The sequence below is a fragment of the Alteribacter salitolerans genome (assembly GCF_016901055.1).
GTDB lineage: Bacteria > Bacillota > Bacilli > Bacillales > Salisediminibacteriaceae > Alteribacter > Alteribacter keqinensis.
In genome coordinates this window covers 35,777-50,674 of the sequence record NZ_JAFEUX010000013.1, presented here as the reverse complement: position 1 = coordinate 50,674, position 14,898 = coordinate 35,777, and the positions used below count along the sequence as shown (strand labels likewise).

At 48.0% G+C, this 14,898-nt stretch carries 18 protein-coding genes; 6 read left to right on the top strand and 12 right to left on the bottom strand.

Features of this window, described 5'->3' with window-relative positions; genetic code table 11:
- The 5 genes from JSY36_RS18620 to fabL form a co-directional block, all read right to left on the bottom strand.
- Window positions 1-1,743, bottom strand: a complete 1,743-nt coding sequence (locus tag JSY36_RS18620; RefSeq protein WP_122901319.1) for an ABC transporter ATP-binding protein — start codon at window positions 1,741-1,743, stop codon at window positions 1-3.
- Between the two features lie 228 nt (window positions 1,744-1,971).
- A complete protein-coding gene (gene ntdP / locus JSY36_RS18615) occupies window positions 1,972-2,499 on the bottom strand; it encodes a nucleoside tri-diphosphate phosphatase (RefSeq protein ID WP_122901317.1) in 528 nt (175 codons plus the stop codon).
- Between the two features lie 76 nt (window positions 2,500-2,575).
- The gene (locus JSY36_RS18610) at window positions 2,576-3,034 is read right to left on the bottom strand and encodes a DUF3939 domain-containing protein (protein ID WP_205167526.1); all 459 of its coding nucleotides are present in this window, start codon (window positions 3,032-3,034) and stop codon (window positions 2,576-2,578) included.
- A 413-nt stretch (window positions 3,035-3,447) separates the two neighbouring features.
- The gene (locus JSY36_RS18605; protein ID WP_122901313.1) at window positions 3,448-3,669 is read right to left on the bottom strand and encodes a gamma-type small acid-soluble spore protein; all 222 of its coding nucleotides are present in this window, start codon (window positions 3,667-3,669) and stop codon (window positions 3,448-3,450) included.
- Between the two features lie 92 nt (window positions 3,670-3,761).
- Entirely contained in the window at window positions 3,762-4,514 is a 753-nt protein-coding gene (gene fabL / locus JSY36_RS18600) for an enoyl-[acyl-carrier-protein] reductase FabL (RefSeq protein WP_205167525.1), read from the bottom strand.
- 135 nt (window positions 4,515-4,649) lie between these two features.
- Between fabL and JSY36_RS18595 the strand changes: the two genes are divergently transcribed.
- Both JSY36_RS18595 and JSY36_RS18590 read left to right on the top strand, forming a co-directional pair.
- Entirely contained in the window at window positions 4,650-4,871 is a 222-nt protein-coding gene (locus tag JSY36_RS18595; protein ID WP_122901309.1) for a cytosolic protein, read from the top strand.
- A gap of 434 nt (window positions 4,872-5,305) precedes the next feature.
- Window positions 5,306-6,271, top strand: a complete 966-nt coding sequence (locus JSY36_RS18590) for an NADPH:quinone reductase (RefSeq protein WP_122901307.1) — start codon at window positions 5,306-5,308, stop codon at window positions 6,269-6,271.
- Window positions 6,272-6,589: 318 nt separating this feature from the next.
- Here JSY36_RS18590 and JSY36_RS18585 read toward each other — a convergent pair whose 3' ends face one another.
- From JSY36_RS18585 to JSY36_RS18575, 3 genes are read right to left on the bottom strand one after another with little or no spacing between them, the layout of a single operon-like run.
- Window positions 6,590-7,123, bottom strand: a complete 534-nt coding sequence (locus JSY36_RS18585; RefSeq protein ID WP_122901305.1) for a chromate transporter — start codon at window positions 7,121-7,123, stop codon at window positions 6,590-6,592.
- Window positions 7,120-7,662: a chromate transporter gene (locus JSY36_RS18580; RefSeq protein WP_122901303.1), complete on the bottom strand. Its 543-nt coding sequence runs from the start codon at window positions 7,660-7,662 to the stop codon at window positions 7,120-7,122. The genes JSY36_RS18585 and JSY36_RS18580 overlap by 4 nt, the downstream gene beginning before the upstream one ends.
- A 15-nt stretch (window positions 7,663-7,677) precedes the next feature.
- On the bottom strand, window positions 7,678-9,291 hold the full coding sequence (locus JSY36_RS18575; protein WP_205167524.1) for a gamma-glutamyltransferase family protein: 1,614 nt from the start codon (window positions 9,289-9,291) through the stop codon (window positions 7,678-7,680).
- A 149-nt stretch (window positions 9,292-9,440) separates the two neighbouring features.
- Between JSY36_RS18575 and JSY36_RS18570 the strand changes: the two genes are divergently transcribed.
- Window positions 9,441-9,602, top strand: a complete 162-nt coding sequence (locus JSY36_RS18570; RefSeq protein ID WP_122901299.1) for a DUF1540 domain-containing protein — start codon at window positions 9,441-9,443, stop codon at window positions 9,600-9,602.
- Window positions 9,603-9,890: 288 nt separating this feature from the next.
- Here JSY36_RS18570 and JSY36_RS18565 read toward each other — a convergent pair whose 3' ends face one another.
- Both JSY36_RS18565 and mutY read right to left on the bottom strand, forming a co-directional pair.
- A complete protein-coding gene (locus tag JSY36_RS18565; protein ID WP_205167523.1) occupies window positions 9,891-10,652 on the bottom strand; it encodes an SDR family NAD(P)-dependent oxidoreductase in 762 nt (253 codons plus the stop codon).
- Window positions 10,653-11,732 (bottom strand): A/G-specific adenine glycosylase, encoded by a 1,080-nt coding sequence (mutY, locus tag JSY36_RS18560; protein ID WP_205167522.1) that lies wholly within the window; start codon window positions 11,730-11,732, stop codon window positions 10,653-10,655.
- 439 nt (window positions 11,733-12,171) lie between these two features.
- Here mutY and JSY36_RS18555 point away from each other — a divergent pair, with 439 nt between their 5' ends.
- A complete protein-coding gene (locus JSY36_RS18555; protein WP_205167521.1) occupies window positions 12,172-12,465 on the top strand; it encodes a hypothetical protein in 294 nt (97 codons plus the stop codon).
- Between the two features lie 189 nt (window positions 12,466-12,654).
- On the opposite strand, the gene JSY36_RS18550 is transcribed toward JSY36_RS18555, so the two are convergent.
- Entirely contained in the window at window positions 12,655-12,969 is a 315-nt protein-coding gene (locus JSY36_RS18550; RefSeq protein ID WP_205167520.1) for a hypothetical protein, read from the bottom strand.
- A 161-nt stretch (window positions 12,970-13,130) separates the two neighbouring features.
- On the opposite strand from JSY36_RS18550, the gene JSY36_RS18545 reads away from it, so the two are divergent.
- Window positions 13,131-14,114 carry a metal-dependent hydrolase gene (locus tag JSY36_RS18545; protein ID WP_205167519.1) on the top strand — a complete coding sequence of 328 codons (984 nt, stop codon included), beginning with the start codon at window positions 13,131-13,133 and terminating at the stop codon, window positions 14,112-14,114.
- 198 nt (window positions 14,115-14,312) lie between these two features.
- Here the strand turns inward: JSY36_RS18545 and JSY36_RS18540 are convergent, their stop codons facing one another.
- Complete coding sequence (locus JSY36_RS18540; RefSeq protein ID WP_122901444.1) at window positions 14,313-14,594, bottom strand: YfhJ family protein; 282 nt, start codon at window positions 14,592-14,594, stop codon at window positions 14,313-14,315.
- Between the two features lie 95 nt (window positions 14,595-14,689).
- On the opposite strand from JSY36_RS18540, the gene sspK reads away from it, so the two are divergent.
- Window positions 14,690-14,836, top strand: a complete 147-nt coding sequence (gene sspK / locus JSY36_RS20555; RefSeq protein WP_122901284.1) for a small acid-soluble spore protein K — start codon at window positions 14,690-14,692, stop codon at window positions 14,834-14,836.
- Window positions 14,837-14,898: the final 62 nt, after the last annotated feature.

Sequence of the window (14,898 nt, the reverse complement as noted above, 5' to 3'; positions counted from 1 at the left end):
TTAATCCAAATGCTGTACCTGGAACAGCTTGTGATACGAGCCTTGTCTGGCCATCAGTTCGGCGTGGCTTCCCTGCTCGACGAGACGCCCGTTTTCGATCAGGAAAATCCGGTCCGCATGGGTAATTGTAGACAGGCGGTGTGCCACGATAAAGGTGGTCCGGTCTTTTGCCAGTTCGAAAAGGGACTGCTGAATGAGCTGCTCGCTTTCAAGATCCAGTGCCGAGGTGGCTTCATCAAACACAAGTATCTCTGGGCTCTTCAGGAAGACGCGGGCAATGGCGATGCGCTGTTTCTGACCGCCGGAGAGCTTCACGCCCCTTTCACCGATGCTGGTATCGTAGCCGTCCGGGAGCTGTTCGATAAATTCGTGGGCGTTCGCTGCCCGGGCTGCTTCGTATACTTCTTCATCGCTCGCCTCGGGACGCCCCATGAGTATATTAAATTTCACTGATTCACTGAAGATAATGTTGTCCTGAAGTACCATGCCGATTCTGTCACGGAGGGTTCGCACCTTATAGTCACGAACATCTTTGCCGTCGATCAGAATCCGGCCGTCGCTTACATCGTAAAACCGAGGAATCAAACTCATAATTGTACTTTTTCCGCCACCGCTCATTCCCACAAAGGCGATCGTTTCGCCGCTCTTCACGTGAAAATGAAGATCCTTAAGAACAAACTCTTCGTTTTCATAGCCAAAGAATACGTGGTCGAATGTCACATCACCCTTTGGATTTTTCATGGCCACTGCGTCTTTTTTGTCTTCAATGTCGTACGATTCATCGGCGAGTTCAAACATCCGGTCCATGGACGCGATGGACTGGGTGAGTGTGGTGGATGAATTGACGAGACGGCGAAGCGGGTTGTAAAGGCGGTCCATGTAGGCCACAAAGGCCACCATTGTCCCCACGGTTACGGATCCTTGAATCACCAGGGTTCCTGCCACTGCAATAACGAGGATCGGTGCCACATCCGTAAGCGTGTTGATCACCGCAAAGGTCTTGGCGTTCCACCGTGTGTGATCGAGTGCTTTTTCCAGGAAGTTCTCATTCCGGGTGTCAAATTGCTTTTCCTCGTGATTTTCAAGGGCAAAGCTTCGAATCACGTTCATGCCCTGAAGCCTTTCGTGTAAATGGCCCTGCACTTCTGCAAGTGCCTGAGAGCGGTCCCGGGTAAGGGTTCTGAGCCGTGTGTAGAAAAACTTGATCGATAAGCCGTAAAACGGCAGCAACAGCACTGCTACAAGGGTGAGTAACGGATCCATCGTAAGCATGATGATGATTGCCACAATAATCGTAAACATATCCAGCCAGATGTTCATCATCCCTGTAATGATAAAGTTCTTCGTCTGCTCCACATCATGGATCACCCTGGAGATGACTTCCCCCGATTTGTTGTTTGAATAAAACCTGAGACTGAGCTTCTGCAGGTGGGTAAACAGCTGGTTTCGTATGTCGTAAAGAATCCTGCTCCCCGTCCACTGGGCGAAATACTGCCGGTAGTACTCCACGGGCGGGCGGAGGAAAATAAAGATAAAAAGAACAATTCCCATCAGCCAGTACAGCTGGTTCAGCTGCTCCCCCGTTGTAAGATCCGTTGCTCCGACGATGTCATCGATGACCACTTTCATAAGAAACGGGATGATTAACGGGATCCCGAATTTCAGCATCCCGATGAGTACAGTGATGATGATTTGTTTCCAGTATGGTTTAACGAACTGCATATACCGTTTAATACTGTCCATTTGTTTTCACTTCCTGTCTGATCAACGGTGAATGTTTATTGTTAGTGTTTGTTTTTGCAGTTGCATTCAGCCTGTAGAAAGTGGAGGCATTTTTCCGTAATGTGTGTATTATTTTCCGGAAAAGCGGCTTTATTTTCCGCAATGTGGATGTTATTTTCCTTAAGGCAGAAAAAGAAAGACCGGCTGATTAATGAGCCGGTATCTTTGGTTCCATATTTGTTTTATGAATTAGCGGTGCTGAAGGAAACGCTCGTACCAGTATTCGATAAATCCTGGCTCAAACGGTCCTTTGCGCTGGCTGATCCACTGGACAAGTTCATCTACGCTTCTGCGCAGGATCGCATCAACTTCCTTCGGGTAGTTCATGCGCTGGCTGTGCAGGGCGTATTCATCTTCATCAAGAAGCTTGTAGGTCATGTCGGGAAAGACTTTAATATCCAGATCATAGTCAATATACTTCAGTGCTTCTTCATCATACGTAAAAGGGGTCCCTAAATTACAGTAATAATAGATCCCGTCGTTTCTTATCATTCCGATCGCATTAAACCAATGATGCGCAGTGAAATAACAAATTGCAGGTTCTCGTGTACGCCACTGACGTCCGTCAGATTCTTTTACCATAATTCGGTCGTTACCGCCGATAATTTCGTGGGATGTCCCTTTTAGAACAATGGTTTCTTCCCAGATGCGATGAATATGGCCATTATGTTTATAGCTGTGGACCTCTATGTTGCTGCCGGTCATGGGAAAACTCAATGTTCTACTCCTTTCTTCTGTGGTGAACATTAAACAGGACAGGCTCCCTTCGCGTTAATATTCATGCACGATTTCCTTATTTTTCGGGTACTCTGTGTGTGACCATCCGGTCCTGTGGGTGAAGGTAGAGCTGGAATGGTGGTTCGTCTTTCATGTAGTTTCTGATTTTTAAGTAGTTGACTTTCCGTGTGGAATCACCTGGTGTCACGGGTTCTTCGTCTTTTTCCAGGAAGTACTGGTCACAGGCGACCTGACAGAGATCGATCCATTTCGGATAGTCGGCTTCTTCAAAAATCTCAAAGGTTTCTTTAGACATGTAAAAGGGCCGGTCGGGTTTACAGTTCAGTTGTTCGATAAGGACGTCACTGTCTACTTCGTGGTTGTCTTTTACTATGGTACGTAATGAAACGTCGGGGTTCAACTGTTTTGCATACTGATTTATGGCGCTTCGCATTTCTTCGATGGTGACGGGTTTTGTTTCTACGTTTGGTTTCTTCTTACGATTGTTGCCACCTTTTTTCCTTTTGAACCACATATGCGCCCTCCTCACCCATTGCTTGTACACTTTTGCCTTATCTTTCCTCTATTTTTCTTATTATACTATTGATTCAGTCAATTTTAAATGTATATTGGCTGGGATTCTGGTTTTTGTTTAGGTTGGTGTGGTTGGTAGATGCTGAGACGGGGGTTGGAATTTGTTTTCTTGAAGATCTGGAATTCTTAATATAAGCTTTTTTTCTAATAGACTTGTGACGATATAATTCATGTCCGGTGCTATCGGCAGGCGTTTGCCTGCCTTGTTGTGCCGGCGCACAACCAACATAATAAAAAGTGAAACACCTTGCAAGCGAGCTTGCGGTGATTTCGCTTTTTTATTATGTTTCGTACCTCTTATATAAAAAACGCGCCGTTTCGCTTGGAAACGGCGCGCCAGGATTCAGCTTACAGTTATTGTTGCTGACGTCCTTGTTGTTGTTGCTGTTGTTGTGCAGATGCTTGTCCTTTACGCTGAGCAGAAGCTTGGTTCTGCTGGCGTACTTGTTGAGCATCAGTTTCGCTCGCGAACTCCTGGTTGTGCTGGTTCTGAGCGTTTTGCTGTTGTACTTTTTGAGCGTTTGTTTTTGCAGCTTGCTGTTGAGCTTGCTGCTGTTGTTGGTTTTGCTTACGCATGAGTATCACCTCCACGTACATTATGATGTCCCGCGGGGTTGTTTTTATCCTCAAAAATTGGTGGTTTTTTAATTTTGGTAAGAAGTGTTGAGTTATGTGAGCAGTGAAATGCCGCCGTCAACAATGATTGTCTGGCCGCAGATCATTTTCGCCTCGTCTCCAAGAAGGAAAACAGCGGCGTCAGCAAGATCGTCGGGTTCCACGATCCGGCCGGCTGGTGTCCGGTCTTTGGCATCCTGAAGCAGTTCATCGCGGTTCGGGAAATGTGTAAGAGCGTCGGTATCCACAGCTCCACCTGACACAGCATTGACGCGGATGCCTTTAGGGGCAAGCTCAACGGCTAAATAACGGGTAAGGGCTTCTACCGCCGCTTTTGATACGCCTACCGTAGTGTAGTTTTTTAAATAACGTTCGGCCCCTAAAGAACTCATGCTGACGATGGCTCCGCCGCCGTTTTTTTCCATACGCTTTGCAGCTTCCTGAGAACAGAACAGCATGCCTTTGTTGTTGATGTTCATCGTCCAGTCCCAGTGGGATTCTTCAAGTTCCATGATCGGGCGTAAAACGCCTGATGCGGCGTTGTTAACAAGAATGTCCAGGCGGCCAAAATGCTCATCGATTGCTTCGAACATTTCAGCAACTTTATCCTGCTTGGCAATGTTTGCTTTTACCGTTAACACGTCCGCTCCGAGTTCGCGCAGTTCGTCTGCCGTTTCTTCTGCTTTTTTCCGGCTGCGGGCGTAGTTGATGACAATGTTGTATCCTTTTTGGGCTAATTTTGTGGCAATCCGCTTTCCGATTCCGCGGCTGCTTCCTGTAATGAGAGCAACTTTCTTTTCATTCATCGATTATTTCCTCCTATTGACTTACGAAGAGCTTTTCTCCAAATTTACACTTCATTATATCGCATATGAAGGCTTTGGACTAGAAACACTAAGAACCGGCGTATTGTACGCCAAGTTTAAAGGGGGCTTTTCATCATGTATGTAGGGCGCGATATGACTGAGCTGTCAATGATGGGAAAACAGGATTGGACTGACAAGGAACTGGCTTTTTTTCATCAAAACTTGCAGCAGATCTCTCCTTACCTGAATTCAGAAGGGCTTACGATTCACCGGGAGATTGTAAAGGAAATCATGAACCGCGGTGGTATGGAGAAAGAAGCCGACTGGACGAGCGGCAGCCGTGTTCATTATGATTGACCGTTTCATCTCTTAAAAATCAGGCGTTCCGCTGTGCGGGGGTCTGGTTTTTTTAGTAATTCGATTTTATGAAAAATGTGTTCCAGAGAGACCTCAACTATTTATTAAAAAGTTGAGGTTGGGAGATGCAACCGGAGTATCCTTCACTTTCCGCGGTGCCCCGGTGAGCCTCCTCACTTCGTTTGCGTCGTCTCTCCCAGCCCGTACTCGTGCTAGAAGTCTTCTTCTCGTCTAAGTTATAATTTACCTCTAATTCAACGCAAATGCGGAGTTTGAACGGAAGACTGTTAAAGGATTGCAACTCTTTTTAAAGGTAACAATCGACATTCACCTTTTAACTCCTTCTAAAATGGGGAACCGGGGTGATATAAGGTGACGCAGTGCCTGGCTTTTTATAAAATAGAAGGTAGAAACTTTTGAAGGAGAGTGAGCACATGAAAGCAGTGGCATATCACGAATACGGCGGAGCTGACGTTTTGCAGGTTGTGGAGCTTGAGAAGCCGGAAGTCGGTGAAAATGATGTTCTTGTACAAATCGGAGGAAGTGGCCTTAACCCGGTGGATACATATTTCCGAAAGGGGATCCGTCCTGTTCCCCACTTCCCTGCTGTTCCTCATTTCGACCTCGGAGGTATGGTTGTGGAAGCTGGCAGTAAGGTGACAAATGTGAAGAACGGCGACCGGGTATGGGCGACAAACGTTATGGGCGGTACGGCAAAAGAGTACGCTTCAGTGCCATCTGAAAAGCTGTTTAAGCTGCCTGAACATGTGACGGAAGCTGAAGGTGCAGCTGTGGCGATGGCTTTTATGACGGCGCACTTAAGCCTTTTTCACCGAGCAGGGTTAACATCTGGTGAGACGGTCCTTGTATACGGCGGTTCTGGAGCTGTGGGACACGCGGCGATTCAACTGGCCAAACAGGCTGGAGCGACAGTCATTGCAACGGCAGGATCGAATGAAAAAGCTGAAATCTGCCATGATGCAGGGGCGGATGATGTGATTCTTTACAAAGAAGAAAAGGTCGTCGCAAAAGTGGAAGACCTGACTGGTGACATGGGTGTTGACATGATTCTTGATATGAGTCTCAGTGAAAACATAAAGAATGACCTTGCTATGATTAAAGTAGGCGGACGTATTGTGACGATCGGCTCTCCTGTGAACAACACACCTGAACTTCCTTGGCGGGAACTGAACCAGAAACACGCGTCTCTTATGGGGGTGCTTCTCTTTACGGCACCTCCGGAACAACTCCGAAAAGCGGGTGAAGAGATTGCTTCTCTTCTTGAGGATCAGAAAGTGAAGCCGCATTTGGCCAAGACGTTCCCTTTTGAAGAAGCGACGGAAGCCCATCAGTCACTTGAAGATAAAGTATATAACGGAAATATTGTGCTTGTGCCGTAAATTTTTTAACCCAAAGGAAAGCTGTTAAAGGCTGACTTGAATATTGGTACGACTTTTTAAGAGTGAATGACCTCCAGAAATAAATAAGCCTACTTTAGATGGGGAGGGAATGTACAACACTCCTGTGGAAGTGGGGGCCTTGGCAAGACCCCGCAGTGCGAAGGAGGCTTGCCGGCACCTCCGTGGAAAGGGAGTAAATTCCCTCCCCATCGACCTCATACAAAAAACGATGCTGCTCCCAAAGGTATTTTACCCTTGGAAGCAGCATCGTTTTGTTTGCCCACAAGTATTGAACTGCAATAAATAAGAAACTCTCTGTCAGGGTGCCAGAAACACGGCGCCGTAAATAAGTGAACCGAGAATCACGAACGCCGGGTGTACCTTCAAGCGTTCCAGAAGTAAAAAGCTGATCACGACCAGAAACCCTGTCTGGATCATACCGTTGTCAACGTAGGAGGTGGCGAAAAAACGGTAGGCCATGATGCCTAGAAGGACGGCGATGGTCGGTCTCACAATCATCGACAGGAGCTTTACTTTCGGAGAATCCTTGAACTTGTAAAGGAGACCGAGTAAAGCAATCATGAGGATCAATGAAGGGGCTACCGTGGCAAAAACCCCGACTGCTGCGCCCAGCACGCCTCCTTCAACATAGCCGATGTACCCGGCCATCTTTGTGGCTATCGGACCGGGAAGGGCATTGCCAAGGGCCAGAACTTCACCAAACTCCTCCACCCCCATCCAGTTGTAGCGATGGACCACTTCGTATTCAATGAGCGGAATGGTCGCCGGACCGCCACCGTAGCCGACAATCCCGGGGATAAAGAAAGCGAGAAAGATCTCCCAGTAAATCATGAGCGTCTGCCTCCCTTCCTTAGAAAGACAAACACTAACAGCCCGGCGATCACAAAGGCCGGATGAATGCCTGCCAGACTAATCAAAACGACACTTAACACGATGAGCCCAAGACTGTACCACGTACCAAGCCCTTCTTTTGACTTGGTGAAAAACTGCCACGTAAGGACGGCCAGCATCACGCCTACCACCGGCATAACACCGTTGGTCATCCCCTGTACCCAGCCATACTCCCGAAAGGATTCCAGAGAGACGAGTAGTACGATCATAAGAACGATCGTAGGGACAATGGATGCTAAAAGGGCGTTGAACAGCCCGGTTACTCCTGCCACACGATAGCCGATATAGCCGGCCATTTTCGTTGCTATCGGACCGGGAAGTGTATTGCCGATGGCCAGTATGTCGGCAAACTCGTCGCTGTCCATCCATTTATACTTTTCCACTACTTCTTTATGAATGAGAGGAATGGATGCCGGGCCCCCGCCGTAGCCGAGCATCCCTACTCTGAAAAAGGCTGAAAACAACTGTTGCTGCGTCACGAACGTTCCCTCACTTTAATAAGCAGATATGCTTCCGTCTGTTCTTGATTCTGTTCCGCCTGCAAGGACGCCTGTTTTCGGATCGCGCCAGATAATCTGGCCGCGGCCGAATCCTCCGCTGTTATGGGCTACTTGAATGTCATGGCCTCTTCTTGACAGCTGGCGTGCTACCGGTGCGCCGAAGCTTTGTTCAAACATGACTGTTTTGTCCTTCGTCCACTGCCACCGGGGCGCGTCCAGGGCGGCCTGGGGGTTTAATCCGAAGTCCACCGTGTTCATGACCACCTGCATATGCCCCTGTGGCTGCATGAAGCCTCCCATGACACCGAACGGGCCGACAGCTTCGTCATCTTTTGTTAAAAAACCCGGAATGATGGTGTGAAACGTGCGCTTACCTGGCTTCAGGGCATTTTCATGTTCAGGGTCAAGGCTGAAATTATGGCCCCTGTTTTGAAGGGCAATGCCTGTTTCAGGAACGACGACGCCTGAGCCAAAGCCCATATAGTTACTCTGGATAAAGGACACCATGTTTCCTTCACCATCAGCAGTGGCTAAGTAAACCGTGCCCCCTTTTGGCGGCTCTCCGGCTGACGGGTACATAGCATGTTCGCCAATCAGTTCCCTGCGCTCACGGCCGTATTCTTCGCTTAACAGAGCACCGGTGGAAACACTCATGTGTCCTTCTTCAGTGACATATTTGTTTCCGTCTGCGAAGGCGAGCTTCATCGCTTCAATCTGGCGGTGGAGGGTGCTTTCGTCATCACGGCCGGCAAACTCATCGTCTTTTAGCATGTTTAAAGCCATGAGGGCGATAATTCCCTGTCCGTTCGGTGGGATTTCCCAAACATCATATCCCTTATAGTTGACGGAGATTGGCTTTACCCATTCAGGTTTAAACGAAGCGAGATCTTCCTTGCGCAAAAATCCGCCATGCTCCCTTGAGAAGCGGTCCATTTTATCCGCAAGCTCCCCTTGGTAAAAGGCTTCTGCATTTGTTTTGCCGATGAGTTCGAGGGTGCGGGCGTGTTCTTCTGACTTCCACACTTCACCCGCTTTTGGTGCGCGGCCTTCTGGTGCAAAGATTGTAAACCAGTGTGCGTACTCTTCGCCGTCGAGTTTTTCTCGGAAGGCGTGCTCGGCTTTTTCCCAGTAAAAGGCGAGAGTCGGGCTTAGGGGGTAGCCTTCACGGGCGTATTTCACAGCAGGTGCGAGGACGTCCATGAGGGGCAACTTGCCGAACTTTTCCGATAATTCGGCCCACGCTGCCGGAGCTCCGGGGACCGTTACGGGAGTGAGGCCGAAAGTCGGGATTTCGTTGTGGCCTTTCTTTTTCACTTCTTCAATGGAAGCGGTAGCCGGTGCGGGACCGCTTGCGTTCAGGCCGTGGAGTTCCCCTTTTGTCCAGACGAGGGCGAATGCGTCTCCGCCGATGCCGTTGGATGTGGGTTCGACCACGGTGAGACAGGCGGCTGTGGCAATTGCAGCGTCGATGGCATTGCCGCCTTTTTTCAGGATGTCGAGGCCTGCCTGGGATGCGAGGGGCTGGGATGTGGCAACCATGCCGTTTCGTGCGTATGTAACCATTCGTTGTGAAGGATAAGGGTAGTGCTGACTGTCGAAATTAACCATTAAGTAAGCTCCTCTCGAGACTTTGTTTTTTTCATCCTATCATATTTCGTGTTCCGAATAAATTGAAAGTTTGAGGTGATTACTGGCAATGATGAACCGGTATTACCTTGAAAAAATCAGCCACCCTATAAGGGAGGGGGTGAATACGGATGGCACAGGATGTATTATGTGAGGTAAACAACTGCGTACACAATATGGAAGGGCAGCGTTGCGGTGCTTCTGAGATTTTTGTGGTCAGCCACAAAGGGAAAAGTGCTTCCCGACAGGAAGAGACGGATTGTAAGACGTTTGAGCCTACTGATTTGGGATAGTGATTACCGCCACAAGAGGTTGTTCACCTTTTGTGGCGTTTTTTATGTTTGATATGAATTCTTCAGCCCGGGAAAAGGCAGTTTTTGATCTCCGATCTATGCTTTTAAAATACCAAAAACCTTGGTTCGTTTCCCCTTTAAACAGGTTCAGTGTGCATTTAAAGCATACATTTAAACAGGTTAGCACCCAATTTAAACAGGTTAACACCCACTTTAAACAGGTTAGCCTCTACTCCCAAGGTTTCACCGGCATTCTCGCCCTGCTTTCCTTTCCTTCACGTTCTCAGTCTAGAAATTGGAACGGCTTTGGCCCCCGTCTACGTTGATGGTGGCGCCCACTACCCAGCTGGCGCGTTCGGATGCGAGAAACACCGCAACATCTGCCACCTCTTCCACTCTTCCGAAACGGCCGGCGGGGATTTCGTCTTCTACAAATTTGTTGATTTTCTCGGGGTTCTCGTCGAGTCTCTTCTGCCAGTTGCCTGTTGGGTGAAGGATTGATCCCGGGGCTACGCTATTCACCCGGATCCCGTCTTTGATGACTTCATCAGCAAGAGATTTTGTAAAGCTGATCATCGCTGATTTTGCACTGTTGTACGTCGGCTTGCCGCCTGATTCACGGCCAAAAATAGATGAAATGTTTACGATGGCACCCTCGCCTTTTTCCCGCATATTCGTCACCGCAAGCTGGCTGAAGTGCACAGCAGACATGTAATTGAGTTCAAAAGCTTCACGGAACTGGTCGAGTGACGTCTCCATTGTTTTACCGCCGCTGCTTCCACCAACGTTGTTTACAAGAACGTCAATGCTGCCGAAATCGCTAAGAAACTGGTCAAAAACACGGTGCCGTTCGCTCTGGTCGGTCAAATCTGCGGAATAAACGTGTACGTCTCCTCCGAGCTCTCCTTTGGCTTCGTGCAGCGCATCCTCTGAGCGGGCCACGATGCCAACCCGCGCCCCTTCTTTTAAAAATGAAGCTGCAATTCCTTTTCCTATTCCTTTTGAACCGCCTGTGATCAATACGCTTTTTCCTTTAAGTCCTAAATCCATTTATTTCTCCTCCTTAATGACGTAATCAATGATTTTCTGATGGGACACCGGGAACGGATAGGTGTCCACTTCTTCTTTGTTTACCCATTTAAGAGTGCCGCAAAGCGCCGCATCTTCTTCAATTTTCCCCGTAAACACATCGATTTCCCAGACGATATGGGAGAAGACATGTCTGACGTGCTGGACATTCTCAATGGTTTGTGGCTCCTGAAGACCCCGCTCGTATAAATAACGGCGAAGCTCTTCCCCCGTCCGGGAATCATCCTCGCAGTTTGGAAACTGCCACAGCTTTGCCAGAAGGCCGGTATCGGGCCGTTTCTCAATGAGCACCTGGCCCTTTTCATTTTCAAGAACAACGGCTTTCATAGCTTTTGCCTTGGGCGGTTTCTTTTTTGCTTTAACCGGCAGAAGATCCTGGACCCCTTCGGCTCTTGCGCTGCAGTGCTCCTGAACCGGGCAGATGAGGCACGACGGGGAGCGTGGCGTACAGATGAGCGCCCCGAGTTCCATAAGTGCCTGGTTAAAATCAGACGGGTTTGTATGTATGACAAGGCTTTCGACAATGTCTTCAAACCGCTTACGGGTCGTCACTTTACCGATGTCATCATAAATCGTAAGAAGGCGGGACATGACCCGCATGACATTGCCGTCCACTGCCGCTTCCGGCTTGTTATAGGCGATACTCGTGATGGCACCGGCTGTGTAGGGGCCGACTCCTTTCAGTTTGAGGATTTCTTTTTTCGTATCGGGCACAACGCCGCCATAGTCCTCGGTAACTTCCTTGACCGCCTGCTGGAGGTTTCGCGCTCTCGAGTAATACCCCAGACCTTCCCATGCCTTAAGAACCGTCTCTTCTTCGGCTTCAGCAAGGGCTTTCGGGGTCGGGAAAAGGGATATAAACCGGTTAAAGTACGGAATAACCGTGTCGACCCGTGTCTGCTGAAGCATTATTTCAGATACCCATATTTTATAAGGGTCCTGGTCTTCACGCCACGGCAGGTCTCGTTTGTTTTTTCTGAACCAGTCTGTGAGATCGTTGCAGAAGGCCTCGATGTTAAATTCGTTTAATTGTTTGTCCATCTGTGTCGGTGACTCCTTTTACATTTTAGCTATGCTGCAAATACATTTGACACTATCGTACTGATGATTTCAGCTTCGTGGAACGGAATACGCTCCCTTTCCGCGGACTCGCGCCGAGCCTCATCAGGGCTTTGCCCGAAGGCACTGGAAAAGTTCGCTCTTTAACTTTTCCCAGTGCCTTCTAAGCAATGAGCGGAACGGTTGCATGTTTTAAAAGCCTGTTATGAATGGGTTTCTCGTAACAGGCGAGCAACCGGTTGGAGCCATTGCCACTTGAATAAAGGCACTGAAAAAGTTGGTTTATACTTTTTCAGTGGTGTCTCTCGCCCTTGCGGGGTCTCTTCTGTCTCGCATTTCTGCAGGAGTGTCATATTCCGTTCAACTCCGCATTTGCGTTGTGAAAATCAAGGAATTAGTTAATTCATAAGGAAAAGAACGCATGATTATTTCTGTGTTAAAGATCAATGTTTATTATAAACGCTGTTTCCACATAATTGTTTCTAATTTTACTTCCTTTAAAGAACAGAAAATGAAGATGAAGCCTGCGTGCCCTTCGCTTTCCGTGGCGGTGCCGGCAAGCCTCCTCAAGCTGAAGCTCTGCGGGGTCTTGCCTGGCCCCCACTGCCACAGGAGTCTCAGACCCTTCGGCTTCATTATCTTTTCAGTAAAAGCAACAATTTTTACGAAAACAGAAATTAAAAGTGTTGATTACAGCGAATGCAGGGAGCAATGAGCGCTTACATTTTGAAAGAGCTGCGAGTTGCTTCGACGCACATCTCTACGTACCGTTTCTGGTAGAGGAAGAAGCAGGCATAAACCTCTTAGAGGCTCACCGGCGCCTCCGCGGAAAGGGAGTGCAATGAGCGTAAATCAAAACCTGAGTTTAGCAGAGCCTTATCATAAAGCAGCATTCTGTTTGTATCTAATCTGCCTGCTTTTGGATAAAGGCCCAGCAGTGAACTTTTCTTATGCCGCCTTCAACGACGTGATCGAGCTTTGAAAAAAGCGGGTGTTCGTTTGTACACCGGAGTTTTTTCAGCGCATGATAATGGCTCATCGTAGGCATGGTGAACATCTCAACGTACAGCGTTTTCTGGTCAGCTGCTTCGTACCAGTCCACGTCTTTGGCGCCATACTCGGAAAGAGCCGGCAGCACGTCTTTCATAAGTTCTTCGTATTCTTCAAGACGGTCTTCTTTGACTTTGTATTCAAGAAAAATCTGCAACTTTCGATTCATCTCTTATTCTCCTTTTGAAAAGCCTCTTTTTCGGGTATGACTATTAAAAGATAATGTGTAATTTTTATTAAAAAACCGTAAAATGCCGTTACTCATGTGGCGATTTCGATATAGTTTAGTGTAACAGCAAATCGTAAATGATTCATCAAGGAGGTACACAGATGGACACTGGAACTCACGTCGTGATGGGCATCGCCCTAGGGGGACTTGCCACACTGGATCCGGTAGTGTCACAAAACCCTGCTATGATGCAGGCCGTGATGATCGGTGCTGTCGTTGGCTCCCAGGCTCCCGACTTCGATACTGTACTCAAACTGAAAAACAACGCTTCCTACATCCGCCATCACCGCGGTGTCACCCATTCTGTTCCGTTCTGGTTCATCTGGCCGACGCTTATTACAATCGTTCTGGCTCTGATGATCCCCGGCGTCTCACTCATTCATTTATGGCTCTGGACGTTTCTCGCCGTGTTTATTCACGTATTCGTCGATATTTTCAATGCTTATGGAACAAAGGCTCTGTCGCCGTTCAAGCCGAAATGGATGGCTCTTGGTATTATCAATATTTTTGATCCGTTCATTTTTTCCGCTCACATCGTGGCCATTCTTTTCTGGCGTTACGGGTTTGACCCGGGCTGGACCTTTCTCATCATGTTCGGCGTAATTGCTCTTTATTACGTGTGGCGTGTGAGCGAACAGCGGAAAGTGAGGAAGGAACTTGAGGTGCTGCATCCTGATGCGACGCACATTTTCACCTCCCCTACCTTCCGCTGGAGCCAGTGGCATATCGTTGTCCGGACTGAGAAAAAACTGTATGTTGCTCAGATGAAAAACGGCACTGTAAATTACTTTGAGACCTACCCCTTTGAGCCGATTCCCGATCATCCGGTAATCAACTCGGCACGAAAGGATAAAAACCTTGCCGCTTTCCTTTCCTTTTCGCCGACATACCGCTGGGAAGTGCACCGTGAAAAAAGCGGCTATACCGTGAAATTTATTGACCTTCGTTACCGAACGAAAGGGTACTATCCATTTATTGCGATTGTGAAAATGGATGAAGACCACAACATATTAAGTTCCTACACGGGGTGGATTTACAACACCAATACGCTGCAGCGGAAGTTGGAGGTTGCGGCGGAGGGGTAGATTGTTTTTTGATCAATACCTTTAAGCAAAAAGCTTTGTTAAACTCAGGTGTTGATTTACGCTCATTGTACTTTCCGCGGGGGCGCCGCGCATTCGCTGCAATCAACATTTTTATAAATTAACAATCCTCTTTAACACAGCCCAGCAAAAAAGAGGAAGGCCGTCGATCTGACGGCCTTCCTCTTTTTGTGTATTTTATTAGTGCAATATCTGCTGATTGCCTGTGGAGCGTTCTTCGAAGTGCTGTTTAAATTTAGGGTTGGACAGCATGACTTCGTGAAGTATGCTGCCGTACTGGTTAATCCATTGCAGCAGAATCATTTCCGTTACTTCTTTTCCTCTGTATTCGCGCCCAGCCTTTGCGTACGTTGATTCGAAGTCTTCCCATAACAGTTCGATCCACGTACGTGCTTCAACAGCTGTCATTTGATCATTTTTTTCCAGTAATCGGTTTGTGAGACGCTCAAAATAGTCTTTCATAAATCCGATTCCTCCTTTTACATTTTTTCCAAAGGATGAATGAAAAAGCTGCTCCATACACTATAGTTGCCCCGTCAAAAAAGGAGGTTCATTCCTTGAGAAATAAAGCAAAAGGTTTCCCAAACCGCATGCGGTTTTCCAAAGAGCGCCGAACGGATGATGAGCACCAGTCGAAACGGGCAAATGGTGAGATTAATGATCACCCTGCCGCGAGAATGCGTTCATCGAACCAAGAGCAGTAAAAGCTCCGCAGCATAAGCATTCATTGGGAGGTGCCCGCAGTGGCCAAAGGAACAACGAGACA

Excerpts from the sequence above, each read along its gene's own strand:
- JSY36_RS18620 (WP_122901319.1), bottom strand. The coding sequence starts at position 1,743 with ATGGACAGTATTAAACGGTATATGCAGTTCGTTAAACCATACTGGAAA.
- JSY36_RS18610 (WP_205167526.1), bottom strand. The coding sequence starts at position 3,034 with ATGTGGTTCAAAAGGAAAAAAGGTGGCAACAATCGTAAGAAGAAACCA.
- JSY36_RS18605 (WP_122901313.1), bottom strand. The coding sequence starts at position 3,669 with ATGCGTAAGCAAAACCAACAACAGCAGCAAGCTCAACAGCAAGCTGCA.
- fabL (WP_205167525.1), bottom strand. The coding sequence starts at position 4,514 with ATGAATGAAAAGAAAGTTGCTCTCATTACAGGAAGCAGCCGCGGAATC.
- JSY36_RS18595 (WP_122901309.1), top strand. The coding sequence starts at position 4,650 with ATGTATGTAGGGCGCGATATGACTGAGCTGTCAATGATGGGAAAACAG.
- JSY36_RS18590 (WP_122901307.1), top strand. The coding sequence starts at position 5,306 with ATGAAAGCAGTGGCATATCACGAATACGGCGGAGCTGACGTTTTGCAG.
- JSY36_RS18585 (WP_122901305.1), bottom strand. The coding sequence starts at position 7,123 with ATGATTTACTGGGAGATCTTTCTCGCTTTCTTTATCCCCGGGATTGTC.
- JSY36_RS18575 (WP_205167524.1), bottom strand. The coding sequence starts at position 9,291 with ATGGTTAATTTCGACAGTCAGCACTACCCTTATCCTTCACAACGAATG.
- JSY36_RS18570 (WP_122901299.1), top strand. The coding sequence starts at position 9,441 with ATGGCACAGGATGTATTATGTGAGGTAAACAACTGCGTACACAATATG.
- JSY36_RS18565 (WP_205167523.1), bottom strand. The coding sequence starts at position 10,652 with ATGGATTTAGGACTTAAAGGAAAAAGCGTATTGATCACAGGCGGTTCA.
- mutY (WP_205167522.1), bottom strand. The coding sequence starts at position 11,732 with ATGGACAAACAATTAAACGAATTTAACATCGAGGCCTTCTGCAACGAT.
- JSY36_RS18555 (WP_205167521.1), top strand. The coding sequence starts at position 12,172 with ATGATTATTTCTGTGTTAAAGATCAATGTTTATTATAAACGCTGTTTC.
- JSY36_RS18550 (WP_205167520.1), bottom strand. The coding sequence starts at position 12,969 with ATGAATCGAAAGTTGCAGATTTTTCTTGAATACAAAGTCAAAGAAGAC.
- JSY36_RS18545 (WP_205167519.1), top strand. The coding sequence starts at position 13,131 with ATGGACACTGGAACTCACGTCGTGATGGGCATCGCCCTAGGGGGACTT.
- JSY36_RS18540 (WP_122901444.1), bottom strand. The coding sequence starts at position 14,594 with ATGAAAGACTATTTTGAGCGTCTCACAAACCGATTACTGGAAAAAAAT.